The sequence below is a fragment of the Pseudomonas sp. ICMP 3272 genome (assembly GCF_001466905.1).
Taxonomy (GTDB): domain Bacteria; phylum Pseudomonadota; class Gammaproteobacteria; order Pseudomonadales; family Pseudomonadaceae; genus Aquipseudomonas; species Aquipseudomonas amygdali.
The window spans coordinates 293,667-311,397 of record NZ_LKEK01000001.1; the positions used below are offsets into that span (position 1 = coordinate 293,667).

15 protein-coding genes and 1 pseudogene are annotated in these 17,731 nt (G+C 58.3%); 11 read left to right on the forward strand and 5 right to left on the reverse strand.

Annotation, left to right across the window (positions count from 1 at the left end):
* Positions 1 to 66: 66 nt before the first annotated feature.
* A complete protein-coding gene (locus AO068_RS01435; RefSeq protein WP_058407445.1) occupies positions 67 to 1,335 on the forward strand; it encodes a pectate lyase in 1,269 nt (422 codons plus the stop codon).
* An 86-nt stretch (positions 1,336 to 1,421) separates the two neighbouring features.
* Here the strand turns inward: AO068_RS01435 and AO068_RS01440 are convergent, their stop codons facing one another.
* Positions 1,422 to 2,792: a hypothetical protein gene (locus AO068_RS01440; protein ID WP_058407461.1), complete on the reverse strand. Its 1,371-nt coding sequence runs from the start codon at positions 2,790 to 2,792 to the stop codon at positions 1,422 to 1,424.
* A 460-nt stretch (positions 2,793 to 3,252) separates the two neighbouring features.
* Between AO068_RS01440 and AO068_RS01445 the strand changes: the two genes are divergently transcribed.
* The gene (locus AO068_RS01445; RefSeq protein WP_058399572.1) at positions 3,253 to 4,197 is read left to right on the forward strand and encodes a bestrophin family protein; all 945 of its coding nucleotides are present in this window, start codon (positions 3,253 to 3,255) and stop codon (positions 4,195 to 4,197) included.
* 148 nt (positions 4,198 to 4,345) lie between these two features.
* On the opposite strand, the gene AO068_RS01450 is transcribed toward AO068_RS01445, so the two are convergent.
* Together AO068_RS01450 and AO068_RS01460 are read right to left on the reverse strand one after the other, a co-directional pair.
* Positions 4,346 to 6,865, reverse strand: a complete 2,520-nt coding sequence (locus AO068_RS01450) for a GAF domain-containing hybrid sensor histidine kinase/response regulator (RefSeq protein ID WP_310887187.1) — start codon at positions 6,863 to 6,865, stop codon at positions 4,346 to 4,348.
* A 373-nt stretch (positions 6,866 to 7,238) separates the two neighbouring features.
* The gene (locus tag AO068_RS01460) at positions 7,239 to 7,667 is read right to left on the reverse strand and encodes a MarR family winged helix-turn-helix transcriptional regulator (protein ID WP_005735168.1); all 429 of its coding nucleotides are present in this window, start codon (positions 7,665 to 7,667) and stop codon (positions 7,239 to 7,241) included.
* Between the two features lie 97 nt (positions 7,668 to 7,764).
* Between AO068_RS01460 and surE the strand changes: the two genes are divergently transcribed.
* Positions 7,765 to 8,541 carry a 5'/3'-nucleotidase SurE gene (surE, locus tag AO068_RS01465; RefSeq protein ID WP_058407462.1) on the forward strand — a complete coding sequence of 259 codons (777 nt, stop codon included), beginning with the start codon at positions 7,765 to 7,767 and terminating at the stop codon, positions 8,539 to 8,541.
* Positions 8,542 to 8,750: 209 nt separating this feature from the next.
* On the opposite strand, the pseudogene AO068_RS26370 reads toward surE, so the two are convergent.
* Positions 8,751 to 8,990 (reverse strand): annotated as a pseudogene (locus AO068_RS26370) (SDR family NAD(P)-dependent oxidoreductase); the annotation flags it as partial.
* 107 nt (positions 8,991 to 9,097) lie between these two features.
* The gene (locus AO068_RS01475; RefSeq protein WP_005735171.1) at positions 9,098 to 10,015 is read right to left on the reverse strand and encodes a LysR substrate-binding domain-containing protein; all 918 of its coding nucleotides are present in this window, start codon (positions 10,013 to 10,015) and stop codon (positions 9,098 to 9,100) included.
* 188 nt (positions 10,016 to 10,203) lie between these two features.
* Between AO068_RS01475 and AO068_RS01480 the strand changes: the two genes are divergently transcribed.
* From AO068_RS01480 to AO068_RS01515, 8 genes are all read left to right on the forward strand, one after another.
* Positions 10,204 to 10,953: an SDR family NAD(P)-dependent oxidoreductase gene (locus AO068_RS01480; RefSeq protein WP_058407448.1), complete on the forward strand. Its 750-nt coding sequence runs from the start codon at positions 10,204 to 10,206 to the stop codon at positions 10,951 to 10,953.
* 100 nt (positions 10,954 to 11,053) lie between these two features.
* Positions 11,054 to 12,355 (forward strand): MFS transporter, encoded by a 1,302-nt coding sequence (locus tag AO068_RS01485; RefSeq protein WP_058407449.1) that lies wholly within the window; start codon positions 11,054 to 11,056, stop codon positions 12,353 to 12,355.
* 18 nt (positions 12,356 to 12,373) lie between these two features.
* A complete protein-coding gene (locus AO068_RS01490; protein WP_058399566.1) occupies positions 12,374 to 13,222 on the forward strand; it encodes a transketolase in 849 nt (282 codons plus the stop codon).
* On the forward strand, positions 13,219 to 14,238 hold the full coding sequence (locus AO068_RS01495; RefSeq protein WP_005735175.1) for a transketolase family protein: 1,020 nt from the start codon (positions 13,219 to 13,221) through the stop codon (positions 14,236 to 14,238). Before AO068_RS01490 ends, AO068_RS01495 begins: the two co-directional genes overlap by 4 nt.
* A gap of 58 nt (positions 14,239 to 14,296) precedes the next feature.
* Entirely contained in the window at positions 14,297 to 15,250 is a 954-nt protein-coding gene (locus AO068_RS01500; RefSeq protein WP_058407450.1) for an alpha/beta hydrolase, read from the forward strand.
* A 41-nt stretch (positions 15,251 to 15,291) separates the two neighbouring features.
* Positions 15,292 to 15,579 carry a YceK/YidQ family lipoprotein gene (locus AO068_RS01505; protein ID WP_058399565.1) on the forward strand — a complete coding sequence of 96 codons (288 nt, stop codon included), beginning with the start codon at positions 15,292 to 15,294 and terminating at the stop codon, positions 15,577 to 15,579.
* Positions 15,580 to 15,702: 123 nt separating this feature from the next.
* Positions 15,703 to 17,448, forward strand: a complete 1,746-nt coding sequence (locus AO068_RS01510) for an OPT family oligopeptide transporter (protein WP_058407451.1) — start codon at positions 15,703 to 15,705, stop codon at positions 17,446 to 17,448.
* 62 nt (positions 17,449 to 17,510) lie between these two features.
* Complete coding sequence (locus AO068_RS01515) at positions 17,511 to 17,672, forward strand: DUF2986 domain-containing protein (RefSeq protein WP_069707265.1); 162 nt, start codon at positions 17,511 to 17,513, stop codon at positions 17,670 to 17,672.
* Positions 17,673 to 17,731: the final 59 nt, after the last annotated feature.

A 17,731-nucleotide genomic window follows, 5' to 3' on the forward strand; every position in this document is an offset into this window, starting at 1 on the left:
GACCGACGCTGGTAAATCCGGAAGACGACGCTGGTTCATATGTCCACCCCATCGAGGTAAAACATCATGAGCATCGGTATCACCCCCACGCCCTACCAACCCGCGCCAGCCGCGCTGGACTTCTCGGCGCTGAGTGAAAAAAGCCCGCAGACAAACACCTTCCACGATGAGAACGCACCGCAGGCCGTAGACGCTGGCGCCATGCTGTTCAACAGCGCCGCACAGAAAAACGTCAGTTTCGGGCAACCCGACAACAGCGTGCAGAGCCCACAGGATGCCAACAACACAGCCAACCCCGAGTCCAACCTCATCAAGCTGTTCAGTGCATTGATTGTTTCACTGCTGCAGATGCTCATGAACCTTAATAAAAAACAGGACACAGATCAGGACTCGAGCGAGTGGCAGGACCCTTTTCAGAACAATGGCGGGCTCGGTACGCCTTCAACCGATAGCGGTGACAGCGGTGACGGCAGTACGCTAGCCGCAACGGGTGATGGCAGCGGCGATACCCCCACCGCAACAGGTGATGGAGGTGGCGATACGCCGACTGCAACAGGCGGTGACGGCGGCGATAGCCCTGCACCCACTGCAACAGGTAGCAGCACGCCTTCTGTCGAAGGCAGCAGCGAGAACGATGATGGCGTAACACCGCAACTGGCCAACCCCAACCATACCTCAGGCACGGGTCCGGTTTCGGATACAGCGGGCGCCAACGACCAGGCCGGCAAGGTCATTGTGGTGAAAGACACCATCAAAGTCGCTGCCAACACAGTCTATGACGCACATGGCGCAACCTTCACCGCCGACAAGTCGATGGGTAACGGAGACCAGAGCGAAAACCAGAAGCCTTTGTTCGAACTGGCAGAAGGCGCCACCTTGAAAAACGCGAATCTGGGCGAGAACGAGGTGGATGGCATACATGTGGTAGCCAAAAGCGCCCAGCAAGTCACCATTGATAACGTGCACGCCGAAAACGTCGGGGAGGACATGATCACTGTCAAGGGCGAGGGAGGCGCAAAGGTGACCAATCTGCAAATCAAAAACAGCAGTGCTGAAAACGCAGACGATAAGGTTGTCCAACTTAACGCGAACACTCATTTGAACATCACTGGTTTCGAAGCCAACAATTTCGGAACGCTGGTTCGCACCAATGGTGAAAAGCAGTTTGATGACATGAATATCAAGCTGGACGGTGTAGACGCTAATCACGGCAAGTTCGCACTGGTAAAAAGCGACAGCGAAGACCTGAAGCTGGAGACCAGCAACATCGCCATGACCGATGTCAAACATGCCTATGATAAAACCAAGGCCTCGACCCAACACACAGCGCTTTGAATCCCAACCGGACAGCTGGAAAAAAGGGGTGGCCTCACTCGTTGAGCCCGCCCCTTTTTACCGTCTAATTGCAACTTACAGTTTGCTTACGACCATCCAGGCTGAAACGGTGTTTCACTTGGAGAAGCCGCAATACCACCCTCTTCAATATCCGCTTCACGCGCGGGACGATGACGCAGGTTATTGACCGTGTTGCGCAAGCTGGCACCGGTATTGACGAGCGCTTCCCCGCCTTTGTCTTTGACGGTTTTTGCCAGTTTCACGGTCTGGTCGGCAACATAGCCTGTCGTACTGGACGCAGTCGACTTCACCGTGTCCTGTATGAACGACTCGGCTTTTTTAACCGCAGGGTCAGTCGCCAGTGCAGCGGTGGTCCAGCCTGCGAAAACGCCTGCCGAACCCGCCAGGTTGGTCAACTGACTGACCGCAGCACTGGTCGCCGGATGGGAGATGTTTTTCGTCGCCATCTCCTGCAACTTGCCTACCCCTGCGAAACCGCCCGCCAAGGCAACCCCGTTTTGTACCAGACTGGTTGCCGAGACCAGACTTCTCACCGCCTTGAGCCCGTCAGTCGCGATGTCCAGTGGCAGACCGGCCATCCGCTTGCCAGCGTTAAGCGCCGCACCTGAGTAGCTGGCTGACTTGATCGCGTTGTAAGCATCGAGCCAGTCAGTTTCGTCATTCAGGTCAGCCTTGGGCTGTTTATCCTTCAGGCCGAGCACGAATGCACCACCGCGCAGGTGATCGCGCGACTGCACACTGAGCATGCGGTTGCCAAAGCCTGCGTTGGCAGCCAGACCACCCGCCGTCGACACGCTGATGTCGACAGCACTCTGGACTGCCGGTCTGGACGCCAGTGCCGGAGCCAACACCGTACGCACTGCGTTGCGCGCCGAGTACGTCTGCACCGCAATCCCCATGTCCACAACCTGCCTGCCAAGCCCTGGCGAGTGGCGCTTCACAGAGGCAGCCATCGCATCATGGAGCCTGTCCGGCGAGGTGCTCAGGTAATGCAGATCACCTGTCGCACGATCCATCATCTTGGTGCCCACCTGGTCCATCACCCCCGACAGCGCCCCGGAAATGAACGGGGTTAGCGGCTTGAGTGGCGCAGGTAGCCAATCGCCCTTGTTAATCGCTGGCTGCATGTACTGAAGCACCGAAGCAGCGGCAAATGGCGTGGCCCGTAACGCGCTTGATGCCGTCGTCGCCAATCGGTCGAACTTTTCCGCCTTGGCAAATGTTTCTCCGATGCTTGCACGGGTTTCGCCCTGCTCACTCAACCGCCTGGCGCGCGCATCGATCAGCGCATCGATCTGCTCGTTATGAGCATGAATGGCAGCGTGGTCGTCCAATGAGCCGGTCAACGGCAATTTGTGTGCAGCGAACACATGATCCTTCAGGTAATCAGTGATCGCATGCAGATTGTCCTGCGCACCGGAGTTGACGGACCGCACAGAACTGGAAGCAAGAGACGCGTCAGACGCGGTTCGAAAGCTCTCTATCTCAATACCAGGCGGTTGTTGGGCGGATCGGTTGATGTGCATGGAAATTCCCTCTCGGTCTACGGAGTTTGAACAGCAAAGCGCTGAGGCGGGCTTGTCCGGAACGAGTATTTGCGTGAAAGCAATGCAACGAAGTGTCGATCAAACAACGCCAGAAACAGCGAAACGTCCGGCTACCCGCCAGTTGAACAGGATCGACAAAGGCTGTGTGGTCCCGGATCCGTTGACGGTTCCAGTGCATGACCTGTGCATGCCGAATTCAAAGGCACCAGCCGAAACAGCACAGCAAACCGTGTTGAAAATTACGCACCCGGAAATTAAGCGGGCTTTAAGGCGAGCGGCGTAAGTTCGCGGCATAACGTGTTCACTGAACATATACAGCCTTCTTCCAACCCAGCAAGGGAGTGCCGTAATGACGGGGCTTTTCGAAAAAAAATGGCGGTGTATCAGCCGAACGGTCACCTACGTTGGCTGGTCGCTGTTCTGGCTTCTGCTCTGGGACCTGGCCGTGACCATGGATGTCATGCTGATAGAAGGCAAGGGCATCGATTTCCCGCTGATGCCTCTCACGCTGCTTTGCTCGGCACTGATCGTGCTGATCAGCTTTCGCAACACAAGCGCCTACAACCGCTGGTGGGAAGCGCGCACGTTATGGGGCGCGATGGTCAATAGCTCACGCAGCTATGGCCGCCAGGTGATTACCCTGATTGAGGGTAATACCGATGATCGCAACAACCCGGTGAAAGAAGTGCTGTTTCATCGCCACGTGGCCTACCTGCGGGCACTGCGGGCCCATCTCAAAGGCGATGTCGGCACCGCAAGGCTCGACGGTCTGTTGTCGAACGCCGAAATTCGTCGGGCCTCTGACAGCAATAACTTTCCCAATGACATTCTGAACGGCTCGGCAGCCATCATCTCCGAAGAGTTTGCAGCGGGACGCATCGACAGCATTCGTCTGGCGAGACTGGAGTCGACCATGGTCGAACTGTCCAACTGCCAAGGCGGCATGGAACGCATCGCCAACACACCCTTGCCCTACCCGTACATCTATTTTCCGAGGCTGTTCAGCACCCTGTTCTGCGTCATCATGCCACTGAGCATGGTGACCACCCTGGGCTGGTTCACCCCGGCGATATCCACGGTGGTCGGCTGCATGCTGCTGGCAATGGACCGTATCGGCACCGACCTGCAAGCGCCCTTCGGCAGCAGTCAGCACCGGATTCGCATGGAAGACTTGTGCAACACCATCGAAAAGAACCTGCACTCGATGTTTAGTGCGCCGGAAAAGCAGCTGCTGTCGACAGGCTCGCAAGGCGAGGACGGTGGTGCTTGGCAGGCGCATCGGCTGGCCGTTTGAAGAGCTGATATAAGCGCTAGCGGCCAACCATAAAAATTTTCACAGGCGAAGGAGGTTTGGAGGCATAGCCTGTGATGAACGGCGCATCATTGACTGCCAAATCCAAGCTGACAGGAACGATGGCCTTCACCCCATACTCTGGCGAAGGTCAGGGTGCCAAGCCATAAGCTTCTGGCGCGGGGCCGCCGCCCTTGCCGTGAAGCGGGGCAAGGCATGCTGCAAGTTCGCTTTTGCGAAACGGCTTTGTGAGCCGCGGAAGATCCGGATCAAGGCCCTCACGTTCGGCATATCCGGAGACCAGCAGGATCGCGGTTCCAGGCCTTGAGGAGCGGACCACTCGGGCCAGATCGGTCCCGTTGATACCCGGCATGAGGTGGTCAGTGATCAGCAGATCAAATGCCTGCCCGTTGGCTATCAGTTGCATGGCCTCTTCACCTGACCCGGCCTCGATCACGCGGTAACCCAGCTCGGCCAGCATGTAACAGGTGCTTGCCCGTACCAGTTCCTCATCGTCGACCAGCAGCGCGATCCCGCGCGTCAATTGCGGCTCTGACGCCTCGACAATGTGCAAAGCCGCTGCTGGCACGGTCATGCTGCGCGGCAACCACAGCTCCACTTTCGTCCCGGAACCTGGCGAACTCTGAATCGTGAGAGCACCGTTCAATTGTGATGCCAGCCCATGCACCATCGAAAGACCCAGACCAGTCCCTTTGCCGACACCCTTTGTGGAGAAGAATGGCTCCACCGCTCGGCCAAGCGTGGCAGCGTCCATGCCAGTGCCCGTGTCTGCGACAGTTAAACAGAGGTATTCGCCTTTCGGCAGCTTCGAACGATGCCCATCGCCCACCAGCACCGTGCCGGCAGATATGCACAGGGTGCCGCCTGCGGTCATCGCGTCACGCGCGTTCACGGAGAGATTGAGAACAGCCATCTCCAGCTGGTTTTGATCGGCAATGGCAGCAGGCAGATTCTCTGGAGCATCGACGACCACCTTGATTTTCGGCCCGGCCGTTCTGGCCACCAGATCACCCATATCGCTCAGCAATTTGGCCACATCGACCGGAACCGTCTGCAACGGCTGACGGCGCGCGAAGGCAAGCAGTCTCTGTACCAGCGTCTTGGCACGCTCCGCCGACTGCATCGCGCCCGAGATGAGACGTTGCTCTCGATCGCCACCCACGCCACGTCGCAGGAGCAGATCGAGCGTGCCCACAATGGGCGTGAGCAGGTTATTGAAGTCATGCGCAACGCCGCCGGTAAGCTGCCCCATCGCTTCCATCTTCTGGCTCTGGCGCAGCGTCTGCTGGACCTTCTCGCGCTCGGCGATGGCCTGGACAATTCGCCTTTCAAGGGTGTCGTTAAGCTCTCTCAGCTCCTCCTCGGCAGCCTTGCGAGCAGTGATTTCGATTGCGGTGCCGGTGACGCGCAAACAGACACCGGCTGCATTGAACACCCCGCGCCCCTTGGCCGTGATCCAGCGAACGACGCCGTCCTCTCGGCCAATCGTGCGATAGTCGACCTCGTAGAGCGCGCGACGCTCTGGGTCTGCGGCCGCCAGGAAGGCGTCGATCGTCGCATCACGATCCTCGGGGTGCAAACCATCATAGAAATCTTGCAACGTGACCGTCACGTTAGCCGAGATGCCGAACATCGCCTTGGTTTGTAAAGGCCAAACCAGCGTGTCATGCACCAAATCCACGTCCCAAAAACCCACATCGGCGTGGTCAACGGCCAGGCGCAACCTCGACTCGCTGATACGGATCGCGGAATCCGTTCGTGCACGGTGAACAATCAGTCCGACCGTATGAGCCACGAAGTCGATGATCTCAACATCCTCTGGCAACGGCTCACGCAGCTCACGGTGGTACAGGACGAAAGCACCGAGCAGTGCGCCCTGCGCCGAACGGATAGGGACTGACCAGCAGACGAACAGCCCATGTCCGACGGCCAGATCGCGGAACTCGCTCCAGCGTGGGTCGATCATGATGTCGGCCACTGCCATTAATGCGCTCTGGTAGCCCAGGAACGGGGCGACAGCAATAGCTTTGAGAGCGTCAGTGTAAGCGTCAGGCAGACTCGGGCCGGCACAATGCTCCACGTGATCCATGTCCTCATCCAGGAGCACGATGCTCCCCACGAATCCCGACGTTGACAGCGCTTCCACTTCGCGGACGATTGCGTCCAGAGTAACGTTCAGGGTTGTCACTTCTACAGCCAGTTCAAGGATTCGATTCTGAGTGGCCCTTAGTGCCGCCCCGCGATTGCGTGCCTGGGTCAGGCGCGCATTCTCGATTGCGATGGTTGCCAGTCGCGCTAGACTTTCCAACAGTTTGATCGTATCGGGATCATGATCGCGAACATCGGACCAGTAAGCGCCAAGCGCCGAGAACGGAACAGGTCTACCGACGGGCACCATCACGAGGCTTCGGACAAAGGTCGGCGCGTAAGCGTCCTGCGAGATGCGTGGATCGAGCCAAACATCACTGATCGCAACCGTCTCACCATGGCGCATCGTCCAACCAGATACACAATGGCTAATCGGGAAGCTCTGTCCTTGCCAAAGGGGAGAAACCGCATCTTCGGCTACATAAGAACAGCGGCCTTCATTTTCAATGACGACCGCAATGCCCTCCGCGCCTACCGCAGCGCGCGCCGTGTCCCTCAACACAGCGACGACCTCCTCAACCGAGGCCGCACTGGTCAGCCTCTCGCTGGCACTCAGCACATGCGACAGGCGGTCATCACCAATCAGATCCTTGGGAACATTAAGCAAACGGGTCTCCCAACGGTCGCAGAATACTGTTCCGCGGCATGGTTCAAATTGAAGGAGGAAAAGAGATACTGAAGCGCGACTCTCTTTTCGTATTTGTCGAATTTCAGTCTCTCAGAAAATCTTGTCAAGCATCACCATAGCGATGGTTTACGACCGGCAACACTTGGCCGATTTCTGTTTTTCGTGAGCAGCGTATTCGGGTCGAGAGTCGGCTGGCGCGAGAGGCGAATCTCGACCCATAGCTGCCTGCTGTCGGGGCTTATTTTTGCTAATCGCTTAATTTCTTATAACCGGCCAGCTTCTCCATCAGCGCTCCAGCAACTTCCAGTTGTTTGAGTTCTTTATCCGAAAGGTACGCTTCCACCGCGTTGCCCAGCCATTCATCGCGTCGATCTCGGCTTGTCTGTAATACCAGCCTGCCTTTTTCGGACAACCCTATCCATGTGCGGCGTAGATCACTGGTGTCGTGAGTGCGCGTAATCAGCTCACGAGCTTGCAGGTCGCGCAGCAGAGAGGCCACGTTCGACGACCGCATGTTTTCGGCCTCTGCAATTTTCGAAGGCGTCGCCGTCCCGTCCATTTGGTCAATTGCACTCAAGACCAACATTTGCGACCAGGTTTCAGGGTGATTTTGTGCTTCCTGACGCAGACGTTTGCTTAGTCGAGTCACCTGTTCACGAAACAACGAAATATCCATCAAGGTATACCTATAATAAAATAGCTATGTAATTATAGCTAAAACAGCCTACGGCAGTATTCTCAGATTCGGCCGGAAAATCATGAGGGGAATTAAGATGCCTAATGACCACCCGAGATTCGAGCGGATTCTTCTCACCAATGATGACGGTATTGATGCTCCGGGGCTTAAGGTTTTGGAACGCATTGCGTCTCAAATAGCACGGGAGGTTTGGGTTGTAGCTCCGTTACTGGATCAAAGCGGCACTTCTCACTCGCTGAGTCTTCACACTCCATTGCGGATGAGCTTTCATGGCCCCAGACGCTTTGCAGTCACCGGGACACCGGGGGATTGTGTGGCAATGGCGTTAGAGCACCTGCTCAATCACGACAGGCCTGATCTGATTTTGTCAGGAATAAATAGAGGCGCGAATTTGGGAGTCGAAACAGTTTTCTCGGGCACGGTTGGGGCCGCCATGACGGGGTTGCTGTATGGGGTTCCATCTATCGCGTTGAGCCAGTCGTTTACCGACAGGAGTGCTGTACCTTGGGAAAACGCGCTCAATCATGCGCCACAAGTCATCGCCCAGCTCATGGGTATGGACTGGCCGAAAGACGTTTGCTTGAACATCAATTTCCCCTGCTGCCCCTTGGCCGCCGTGCTTCCATTGAAACTGACACGCCAAGGATCTGGACGTTTGAGCGGTGTATCCGTACGCACAGAGAATGATCCTCGCGGCCTTCAATATCACTGGTTGAGCCTGGACAGGCACACACAAGCTGATACAGCAGGTACTGAAACGGCCGAGCTTCTTGCTGGGCATATTACCGTAACCCCCCTGCAATTTGAGCGTACCTGTGACAAGGCATTAGTATTGCCGGGGCCACAGAATTGAGACTTGCTCGTGGATTAGCACGGCCAGGTTTCTACTTCTTGCGAGCATAGTGGGGGCACGGTTAGAGAATAACCATCTGCCGTCTCGACCGCTTGAACAGCAAGCCGGAAGCAGCCTCTGAGTAAGCATCTGTTTCCGGCCGATTACGGCTTTTCGCGACCTCCAGCTTTCGGCCAAAACCGTCTTTGGCAGGCGTGATCTGAATGTCCTTGGCCTTGATTTGAAATCTGCGCGGCCAGTCGTTGCCAATCCTCTTCACGCCGCACATCCAGACGCAGAAAACAGGCGCGACTACCCAATGAGCTTGCAACCGCATTACCAAGGTCGTCGTTAATATCCGTGACGTAAACGAAGCAGCCTTGTTGCACAAAGAGTTTTGCAATGGCGGCACCGATGCCTTGAGCCGCGCCGGTAACGACCGCTGTTCTGGAAACCAGTTTATTTTCCATAAATGATGACATCTCCATGGTGAGGCGTATTCAGACATCATGAGAATGAGCCCATGCCCTATGCCACGCTCACACCTGGCAAAGAGGCTAACCATAAGCGGGGCGGCTCAAAACACAAACCCCTGCCCTAACTCATGCTCCATCCATTCAAGAAATCTTCTGACTCTGGGGAAGCCGGAATGGGCCTTGGGAAAGACCAGATGATGCGCTGCAACCGGTGCAGTCAATTCTTGAGGCGCAACTTCGATCAGTTCGCCAGTGCCCAGATACTTTTGCGCCAGCAAGGTGCTTTCCAGCGCAAAACCCAAGCCGTGACTGGCGGCTTCCAGCGTCATGTACGAGCGGTCGAAACTCAGCGCATAAGGCTTTTCCGGGCGAGCCAGACCATGCCGGGCAAACCATTCAGGCCATTTGAGCAACGTGGCTTCGGAGAGAATCAATTCGCGGTCGAGCAAGTCCGCTGCGCTATGCACCGGGCGACGCGCCAGCAGTTGCGGAGACGCCAGCACAGCGAATTTCTCGTCACGCAGGGTGCGCACTTCGTAGCTCGGCCAGTTTGGTCTGCCATGACGGATATCGACATCGATCTTGTCCCGGCTGAAATGCAGCGACTCATAAGAGCACGACAGGTTGATCTGGATATCCGGGTGGCTTACCCGAAACGCCTCCAGCCTTGGCATCAGCCAGAGCAGCCCGAAACTGGGCGCGGAATGCAGGCGCAAGCAATCGAGACTGACATCGCTTGCCGCACGTTCGGTCGCGACGGCAAGGCTGTGCAACACCCCCGAGACATCTTTCAGATACTGCTCGCCGACCGGCGTGAGCGTGACACCACGCGCGGCCCGGACGAACAATTGCCGTCCGATCAAAGCCTCCAGTCTGGCCAGTTGGTGACTGACTGCCGAGGGTGTCAGGTCCAGGACCTCGGCTGCTCTGGCCAGATTGCCGAAGCGGGCAGTCTGTTCAAAGGCCTGAAGCGCTTTCAGCGGTGGCAGGCTCAGAGGTGCATCGTCATCAGGCTGCATGAACACTCCGATGTGTCCGATTATTCGAGTTTCATGCATTCAACCACTGGTATAGCGGATTGACGAGAGGTGAATTTTTTTCAGCATCCAGTGATTTTTGCGGCATTGCTCAGGACCCGCACCGGGAACACTCTGAAGTCATCGATCACCCGAATCGAATCCAACAACAATAATCAGAGGTAACCCTTATGCTTCTTCAAGGCAAAATCGCAGTCATCACCGGCGCAGCGTCGGAGCGCGGTATTGGTCGCGCAACTGCGGTCACGTTCGCCAGCCATGGCGCACGCGTGGTCATTATCGATCTGGATGAGTCCGCTGCACGCGATGCCGCTGCCGCACTGGGTGAAGGTCATCTGGGTCTGGCGGCCAACGTCGCCGATGAAAAACAGGTTCACGAAGCCGTCAGCAAAATCATCGCGCACTACGGTCGCATTGACATTCTGGTGAATAACGCGGGTATCACACAGCCCATCAAGACCCTGGACATCCGCCCTGGCGATTACGACAAGGTGCTCGACGTCAGCCTGCGCGGCACTCTGCTCATGTCGCAAGCGGTGATCCCGACCATGCGCGCCCAATCCTCGGGCAGTATCGTCTGCATGTCGTCGGTTTCCGCCCAGCGCGGCGGAGGCATTTTTGGTGGCCCTCACTACAGCGCGGCGAAAGCCGGCGTGCTGGGACTGGGCAAGGCGATGGCACGTGAATTCGGGCCTGATCAGGTGCGTGTCAATTCCATCGCCCCCGGCCTGATTCATACCGATATCACCGGCGGTCTGATGCAGGATGAGCGACGCAACGCGATCATCGACGGCATTCCCTTGGGCCGCCTGGGCGCAGCGCAGGACGTGGCCAATGCCGCGCTGTTTCTGGCCAGCGACCTGTCGTCCTATCTCACCGGTATCACGCTGGATGTGAACGGCGGCATGCTGATTCACTGACCGCGTGTAGACGGGCTGGCAAACAGCCCGTGTTTGTTCTGGATCGACGATACGCCGGGCGAATGCCTGGCGATCTATAAAAACAAGAGATCAGACCATCATGATAACCACCATGACCCTCGACGCGGTTTCGACCACGCGCGCCAATGCCTACCGCAAGACCGCCTGGCGACTGATGCCGTTCCTGATGCTGTGCTACCTGTGCGCGTACCTGGACCGTGTCAATGTCGGCTTCGCCAAGCTGCAGATGATGAACGACCTGTCGTTCAGCGAGACCGTCTACGGCCTCGGTGCCGGCATGTTCTTCATCGGCTATTTCCTCTGTGAGGTGCCCAGCAACCTGATCCTGCACCGGGTCGGTGCCAGACGCTGGATCGCCCGCATCATGATCTCCTGGGGGATTATTTCCGCGCTCTTCGCCTTGGTCGAAACTGCCTGGCAGTTCTACGCCCTGCGCTTTCTGCTCGGGGTGGCGGAAGCCGGTCTGGCACCCGGTCTGCTGCTGTACCTGACGTACTGGTTCCCCTCTTATCGCCGCGCGCGCATGACCGTGCTGTGGTTCATCGCCATCCCGCTGTCCGGCATGATCGGCGGCCCGCTGTCGGGCTACATCATGACCCGCTTCGCAGGCGTTCATGGCTGGGCTGGCTGGCAATGGATGTTCGTCCTTGAAGCGATCCCGACGGTGATCGTCGGCTTGCTGGTACTGAGCTATCTGAAGGATGGCGTGCATCAGGCGACATGGCTGTCCGCTGAAGAAAAGGAATTGGTCAACAAGGAGCTGCAAGAGGACAACAGCCAGAAAGTGGTACACGCGTCGGTAGGCGCCTTCATTCGCGACAAGCGTCTGTGGCTGCTGGCATGCATCTACTTCTGCGTGGTGATGGGCCAGTACGCGATCACCTTCTGGCTGCCGACGCTGATTCGCAATGCAGGCGTTTCCGATCCGCTGCATATCGGCCTGATGACCAGCCTTCCCTACCTGTGCGCAATCGTCGTGATGCTGTTGATGGGGCGCAGCGGCGACAAGCATCGAGAACGCCGCTGGCACCTGGTCGGGCCGATGATCGCAGGCGCGCTCGGGCTGAGCCTGGCAGCGCTGTTCGGCGGCAATCTGCTGCTGTCGGTGCTCAGCCTGTGCCTCGCCGCAGCAGGCATTCTCTCGGCATCGTCGCTGTTCTGGATGCTGCCTACCACCCTGCTGGGCGGGGTATCGGCGGCCGCCGGGATCGCCGGAATCAACAGTTTCGCCAATCTCGCGGGCTTCTGCTCGCCCTACCTGATCGGCTGGATCACCACCACGACCGGATCAAGCGCCATCGGCATGTACCTGATTACCGGCGTGCTGTTCATCGGCGCCTATCTGGTGCTGCGCATCCCTGCCGCCTCGGTCAATCGTTGAGTCAACGGAGTAATCACCATGACAGCCACTACTTTACCTGCGCCTTCCACTTCGCTGGCGCAGCGTGCTCATAACATTCGTCGACACGCATTACGTATGGGCCAGGTTCAGGGCCAGGGTTATGTCGGACAGGCGCTGGGCGCTGCGGACCTGCTCGCCGTGTCCTATTTTCACGCGCTGAACTATCGGCCTGAAGACCCTGAATGGGAACAGCGTGACCGCTTTTATCTGTCGATCGGCCACTACGCCATTGCGCTGTACGCGGCATTGATAGAGGCGGAAATCGTCCCGCTCGATGAACTGGAAACCTACGGCTCGGATGACAGCCGTTTGCCCATGTCCGGGATGGCGACTTACACCCCCGGAATGGAAATAACCGGCGGTTCGCTAGGTCATGGTCTGGGCATTGCGGTAGGTGCTTGCCTGGGGCTGAAGCGCAAGGCCTCAAGATCTTTCGTTTACAACCTGCTGTCGGACGGCGAGCTGAACGAAGGCTCGACCTGGGAAGCGGCCATGTCCGCCTCGCACTGGAAACTGGACAACCTGATCGCGATCGTCGATGTGAATAACCAGCAGGCCGATGGCCACTCCAGTGAAGTGCTGGCTTTCGAACCCATCGTGGATCGCTGGCAGGCGTTTGGCTGGTTTACCCAGCGCGTCGACGGCAACGACTTGAACGCACTGGTCGCAGCCTTCGACGCGGCCCGCCAACACGTCGGCGCTCAGCCCAGGGTCATCATCTGCGACACGAAAATGGGCAAGGGCGTGGCGTTTCTGGAAACCCGTGAAAAGACCCACTTCATCCGCGTGGATGAGCATGAATGGGACGTCGCACTGAATAACCTCGACGAGGGGAAAATCGTATGAGCTCTGCCAATCACACACCGTCTCCGTCCGTTGCCACGAAGAAAAAACTGACCACCTCGGCGATGATCGCGTCTATCGCGTCCGAGGGTCAGGCCACTCGCCCGGCTCCGTTCGGCCATGCATTGGCGGCGCTCGCGGAGCAACGTCAGGATATCGTCGGGCTGTCGGCTGACCTGTCGAAATACACCGACCTGCACATCTTCGCCAAAGCGCACCCTGAACGTTTCTACCAAATGGGCATGGCCGAGCAATTGCTGATGAGCGCGGCTGCGGGCATGGCTCGGGAAGGCTTCGTACCGTTTGCGACCACTTATGCGGTGTTCGCCTCGCGTCGCGCTTACGACTTCATCTGCATGGCGATTGCCGAGGACAACCTCAACGTCAAAATCGTCTGCGGCCTGCCGGGCCTGACCACTGGCTACGGCCCCAGCCATCAGGCCACCGATGACCTGGCGATCTTTCGCGCCATGCCCAACCTGATGATCGTCGACCCCTGCGACGCGCTGGAAATCGAGCAGGCCGTACCGGCGATCGCAGCGCATCAAGGCCCGGTTTACATGCGATTGCTGCGCGGCAACGTGCCGTTGGTACTGGATGAATACGGTTACACATTCGAGATTGGCAAAGCCAAGACCCTGCGCACCGGCAACGACGTGCTGATCATCTCCACCGGCCTGATGACCATGCGTGCCCTGGAAGCGGCCAAGGCACTCCAGGCCGACGGTGTCGATGTTGCGGTGCTGCACGTGCCGACCATCAAGCCGCTGGACGAGCAGACCATTCTGGCGGAAGCCAGAAAACCAGGCCGTCTGGTAGTGACCGCCGAAAACCACTCGATTATCGGCGGGCTGGGCGAAGCAGTGGCGACGGTGTTGCTGCGCAATGGCGTTACACCGACCTTCAGGCAGATCGCCCTGCCGGACGCTTTTCTCGACGCTGGAGCGCTGCCTACACTGCATGATCGTTATGGCATTTCCACGCCGGCAGTCTGCACGCAGATCAAAGCCTGGCTGTAGGCACTGAAGGTGCACAGGGGCACTTTCCTGTGCACCTCCTGCGCATCGGGGGCAACCGTTGAACGCAAATGAATTGCTGGACCCGGCCTATCACTCGTTCATGGATGAGCCTGCGGGTAGCTGGACACATCAGACCCTGCCCGGGATCAGGGCTCGTGTCGGTGCCGCCTGGACGGCAGCCACTGCGGCCCGTAGCGAGCAGCACTGGACCACAGGCGTTTCGGACGTCGGCATCAGGTTATGCCTTTACCGGCCCGGCCCGCCGCTCGAACACCCCAAACTCCCCGTCATCCTGTATATCCACGGTGGCGGCTTTGTTCTGGGCAGCCCGGAGATGGCCAATGATTACCTCGCAGAGCTAGCCGTCGAGCTCAAGGCAATCATCGTCGCTGTCGATTATCGGCTCGCCCCCGAGCATCCATTCCCGATCCCGCTGGAAGACTGTTACGCAGCGCTGGAGTGGATATTCAGCAATGGGCTGACGCAAGGCATGGACACCCGCAACCTGGTGATCATGGGCCACAGCGCAGGCGGCGGGCTTGCTGCCGCGCTCGCTCTGCTGGCAAGAAACAAAGGGCTGCGGACACTCGCCGGTCTGGTGCTGATCTACCCCATGCTCGATCACCGCACTGGCGCGCCTGACGCGCTGCCAGCCAACCCGACTACCGGCACTTTCAGCTGGTCGCGTCAGGCCAATCATTTTTGCTGGGAATGCCTGCGCGGTGCCTGCGCACTGGACGATGAGCGCAAAGCACTGTTCTCCCCCGCACTGGCCACCGACCTGAGCGATCTGCCGCCCACCTTCATCTGCGTTGGCGCACTCGATCTGTTTCTGGAAGAGGACCTGGCATTCGCACTGACCCTGTCGCGCTCGGGGGTGCCGGTGGAATTGCATGTCTACCCGGGTGTGCCGCATATGTTCGATCAGTTGCCAGGCGAGCAGACAGCGCAGGCTACGCAAGATATTGCCCGGGCCGTGCGCAGGATGATCGCCGCAGGGTTATGCGACTAGAATGACGCACACGTTGCATCAACTCTGAAACAAGGGAATGTATGTTCAAGCAATGCCTGTTACTGGCTGCAGCCATCTCACTGAGCGGCTGCTGGAGCCTGATGTATCACCTTGATGGTGAACGTTGCGTCTATCCCGGAACACGACACGGCTGGGCATGGGGTACCAAAGACGTGACATCAACCTGGCCCTGGCTGATAGACGTGCCGTTCTCTTTGGCGCTGGATACGCTGTTTTTGCCCTACGACCTCACCGCTTTCCTGCCAGAAAACCTTGGCGGTGATGATCGCGAGTGCCATTTCAATGATGGGCTGAATGTGCTTGGTTGAGAGGATCCCGCAGAGTCAGGATTCTACACAGTGACGAGGGGCTGGAAGCCCGTCATCTGAACCTTCGGCCACTATGACGCTCACTTTATAGGTTGCCTTGTCTCATTGCCGAAAGGAACTCGCATGCTTTCAACCTCGCCATCGATGCCTCTTGTCAGTCCTGTCGAGCGCGAGCTTAGTCTGCGCGCGGTCATTACCGGGGTCGTGCTCGGTATCCTGTTGACGCCTTCCAATGTCTACGCCGGGTTGAAGATTGGCTGGTCGTTCAATATGTCGATCATCGCCTTGTTGATCGGCTATGCGATATGGCAAGGGCTTTCAAAGCGTTCATCCGAGCATCTGCCGTGGACGCTGCATGAGAGCAACATCAATCAGACCGTGGCGTCGGCAGCTGCGTCGATCATTTCCGGTGGGTTGGTCGCGCCGATTCCGGCTTATACCTTGCTGACCGGTCAGCAACTGGATGCCGTCCCGATGATCGCCTGGGTGTTCTCGGTGAGTTTTCTGGGGATCTGGATTGCCTGGTACTTGCGGCCATCACTGCTCAACGACAAATCGCTGAAGTTTCCCGAAGGCATGGCCACTCTGGAAACCCTGCTACACATCTACAACCATGGGCGCGAAGCCGCAATACGCTTGAAGGTGCTGCTCAGCACCGCGTTGCTGTCTGCGCTGGCCAAGTGGGTCGACACATTCATATGGGCCTTCCCGCGCTGGTCGCCGAGCGCTCACCTGGAGCGTCTGACCTTTACCGCCGACCCTTCGCTGCTGTTGGTTGGGTTCGGCGCAATTATCGGCATTCGCGTCGGCTTGACCCTGCTAATCGGTGCCGTGCTGGCCTGGGGTGGCCTGGCGCCGTGGCTACTGAACCAGGGTCTGGTGACATTACCGGCCGACAGCAGCGGCCCGCAGTTCGCAGCACTGGTGGAATGGTTGCTATGGCCGGGTGTGAGCCTGATGGTCTGCTCGACCCTGGCTTCGCTGGCTATCCGCCTGTGGACACTGCACGCGTCTACCAAAGCCAGCGGCGGGACGCCTTGGTCAATGCCCAAGCCCGGGCCGGCCGCCGGTTTTGCGCTGGCGATCCTGTTGGTGGTCAGCCTGCAGGCGCTATTATTCGGTATTAATCTGTGGATGGCATTGCTGACCATTCCCCTGGCAATCTGTCTCGCAGCCGTGGCGGCTCGAGTAGTCGGTGCCACCGGCATTCCCCCTATTGGGGCAATCGGGCAGTTATCGCAACTCAGCTTCGGCATCGTTGCGCCCGGGCAGGTGCCGATCAACCTGATGAGCGCCAACACAGCCGGAGGTTCTGCCGGGCAATGCACGGACCTGATGAACGACTTCAAGGTCGGCCGGGCGATTGGCGCCACGCCGCGTAAACAGCTGATCGCCCAGACACTGGGTATTTTCGTCGGCAGTATCGTCGGGGTCCTGGCTTATATGGCGCTGATCCCGGACCCGCAATCGATGCTGCTCACCGAAGAATGGCCCGCCCCGGCAGTAGCCACCTGGAAAGCCGTCGCACAAACGCTGACCCACGGCCTGGATTCGCTGTCAGCGAGCATCCGCTGGGCGATTTTCATCGGCGGGCTGGTCGGGTTGTTGCTGGGCATCCTCGACAGCACGCTGTCTGCTCATCGCGCCCGTTACTTGCCCAGCGCCGCAGCACTGGGCCTGGCCTTTGTCCTGCCAGCCTCGGTATCTCTGATGATGGCCCTTGGCGCAGTGCTCACCTGGCTGGTGAACTGTCGCTGGCCGTCCGTTACAGAACGCTTCGCCATTACCGCGGCGGCAGGCTTGATTGCCGGAGAGAGCATCACCGGTGTCGGTGCATCGTTGTGGCAGATGGTTCAGAACGGCGGGTAGTCGCATGCATGGTGCGACAGGCAACTGCTATGATTCGCGCCTGTGCAAGCGAGTTGAAAAACATGAATCGTCGCAAGAAAATCCAGCAGTTGCTGAAAGCCCACGCCAAAAAGGCCAGCGCCAAACTGGCCCCGCAGAGCAAGGCCAAATACATCAGCAAGGCCGACCGCTTGAAGCTGGCGGCCGAAGCGGATCAGGACTCGACCAGCCCGTCCGAAGGCTGACCCGCCACATGCGCGCCTTGACGACGCAGAGCGTCGAGAACTGCATTCCCACGCTGGAG

Excerpts from the sequence above, each read along its gene's own strand:
- AO068_RS01515 (WP_069707265.1), top strand. The coding sequence starts at position 17,511 with ATGAATCGTCGCAAGAAAATCCAGCAGTTGCTGAAAGCCCACGCCAAA.
- AO068_RS01485 (WP_058407449.1), top strand. The coding sequence starts at position 11,054 with ATGATAACCACCATGACCCTCGACGCGGTTTCGACCACGCGCGCCAAT.
- AO068_RS01505 (WP_058399565.1), top strand. The coding sequence starts at position 15,292 with ATGTTCAAGCAATGCCTGTTACTGGCTGCAGCCATCTCACTGAGCGGC.
- AO068_RS01495 (WP_005735175.1), top strand. The coding sequence starts at position 13,219 with ATGAGCTCTGCCAATCACACACCGTCTCCGTCCGTTGCCACGAAGAAA.
- AO068_RS01460 (WP_005735168.1), bottom strand. The coding sequence starts at position 7,667 with ATGGATATTTCGTTGTTTCGTGAACAGGTGACTCGACTAAGCAAACGT.
- AO068_RS01480 (WP_058407448.1), top strand. The coding sequence starts at position 10,204 with ATGCTTCTTCAAGGCAAAATCGCAGTCATCACCGGCGCAGCGTCGGAG.
- AO068_RS01435 (WP_058407445.1), top strand. The coding sequence starts at position 67 with ATGAGCATCGGTATCACCCCCACGCCCTACCAACCCGCGCCAGCCGCG.
- surE (WP_058407462.1), top strand. The coding sequence starts at position 7,765 with ATGCCTAATGACCACCCGAGATTCGAGCGGATTCTTCTCACCAATGAT.
- AO068_RS01490 (WP_058399566.1), top strand. The coding sequence starts at position 12,374 with ATGACAGCCACTACTTTACCTGCGCCTTCCACTTCGCTGGCGCAGCGT.
- AO068_RS01510 (WP_058407451.1), top strand. The coding sequence starts at position 15,703 with ATGCTTTCAACCTCGCCATCGATGCCTCTTGTCAGTCCTGTCGAGCGC.
- AO068_RS01445 (WP_058399572.1), top strand. The coding sequence starts at position 3,253 with ATGACGGGGCTTTTCGAAAAAAAATGGCGGTGTATCAGCCGAACGGTC.
- AO068_RS01475 (WP_005735171.1), bottom strand. The coding sequence starts at position 10,015 with ATGCAGCCTGATGACGATGCACCTCTGAGCCTGCCACCGCTGAAAGCG.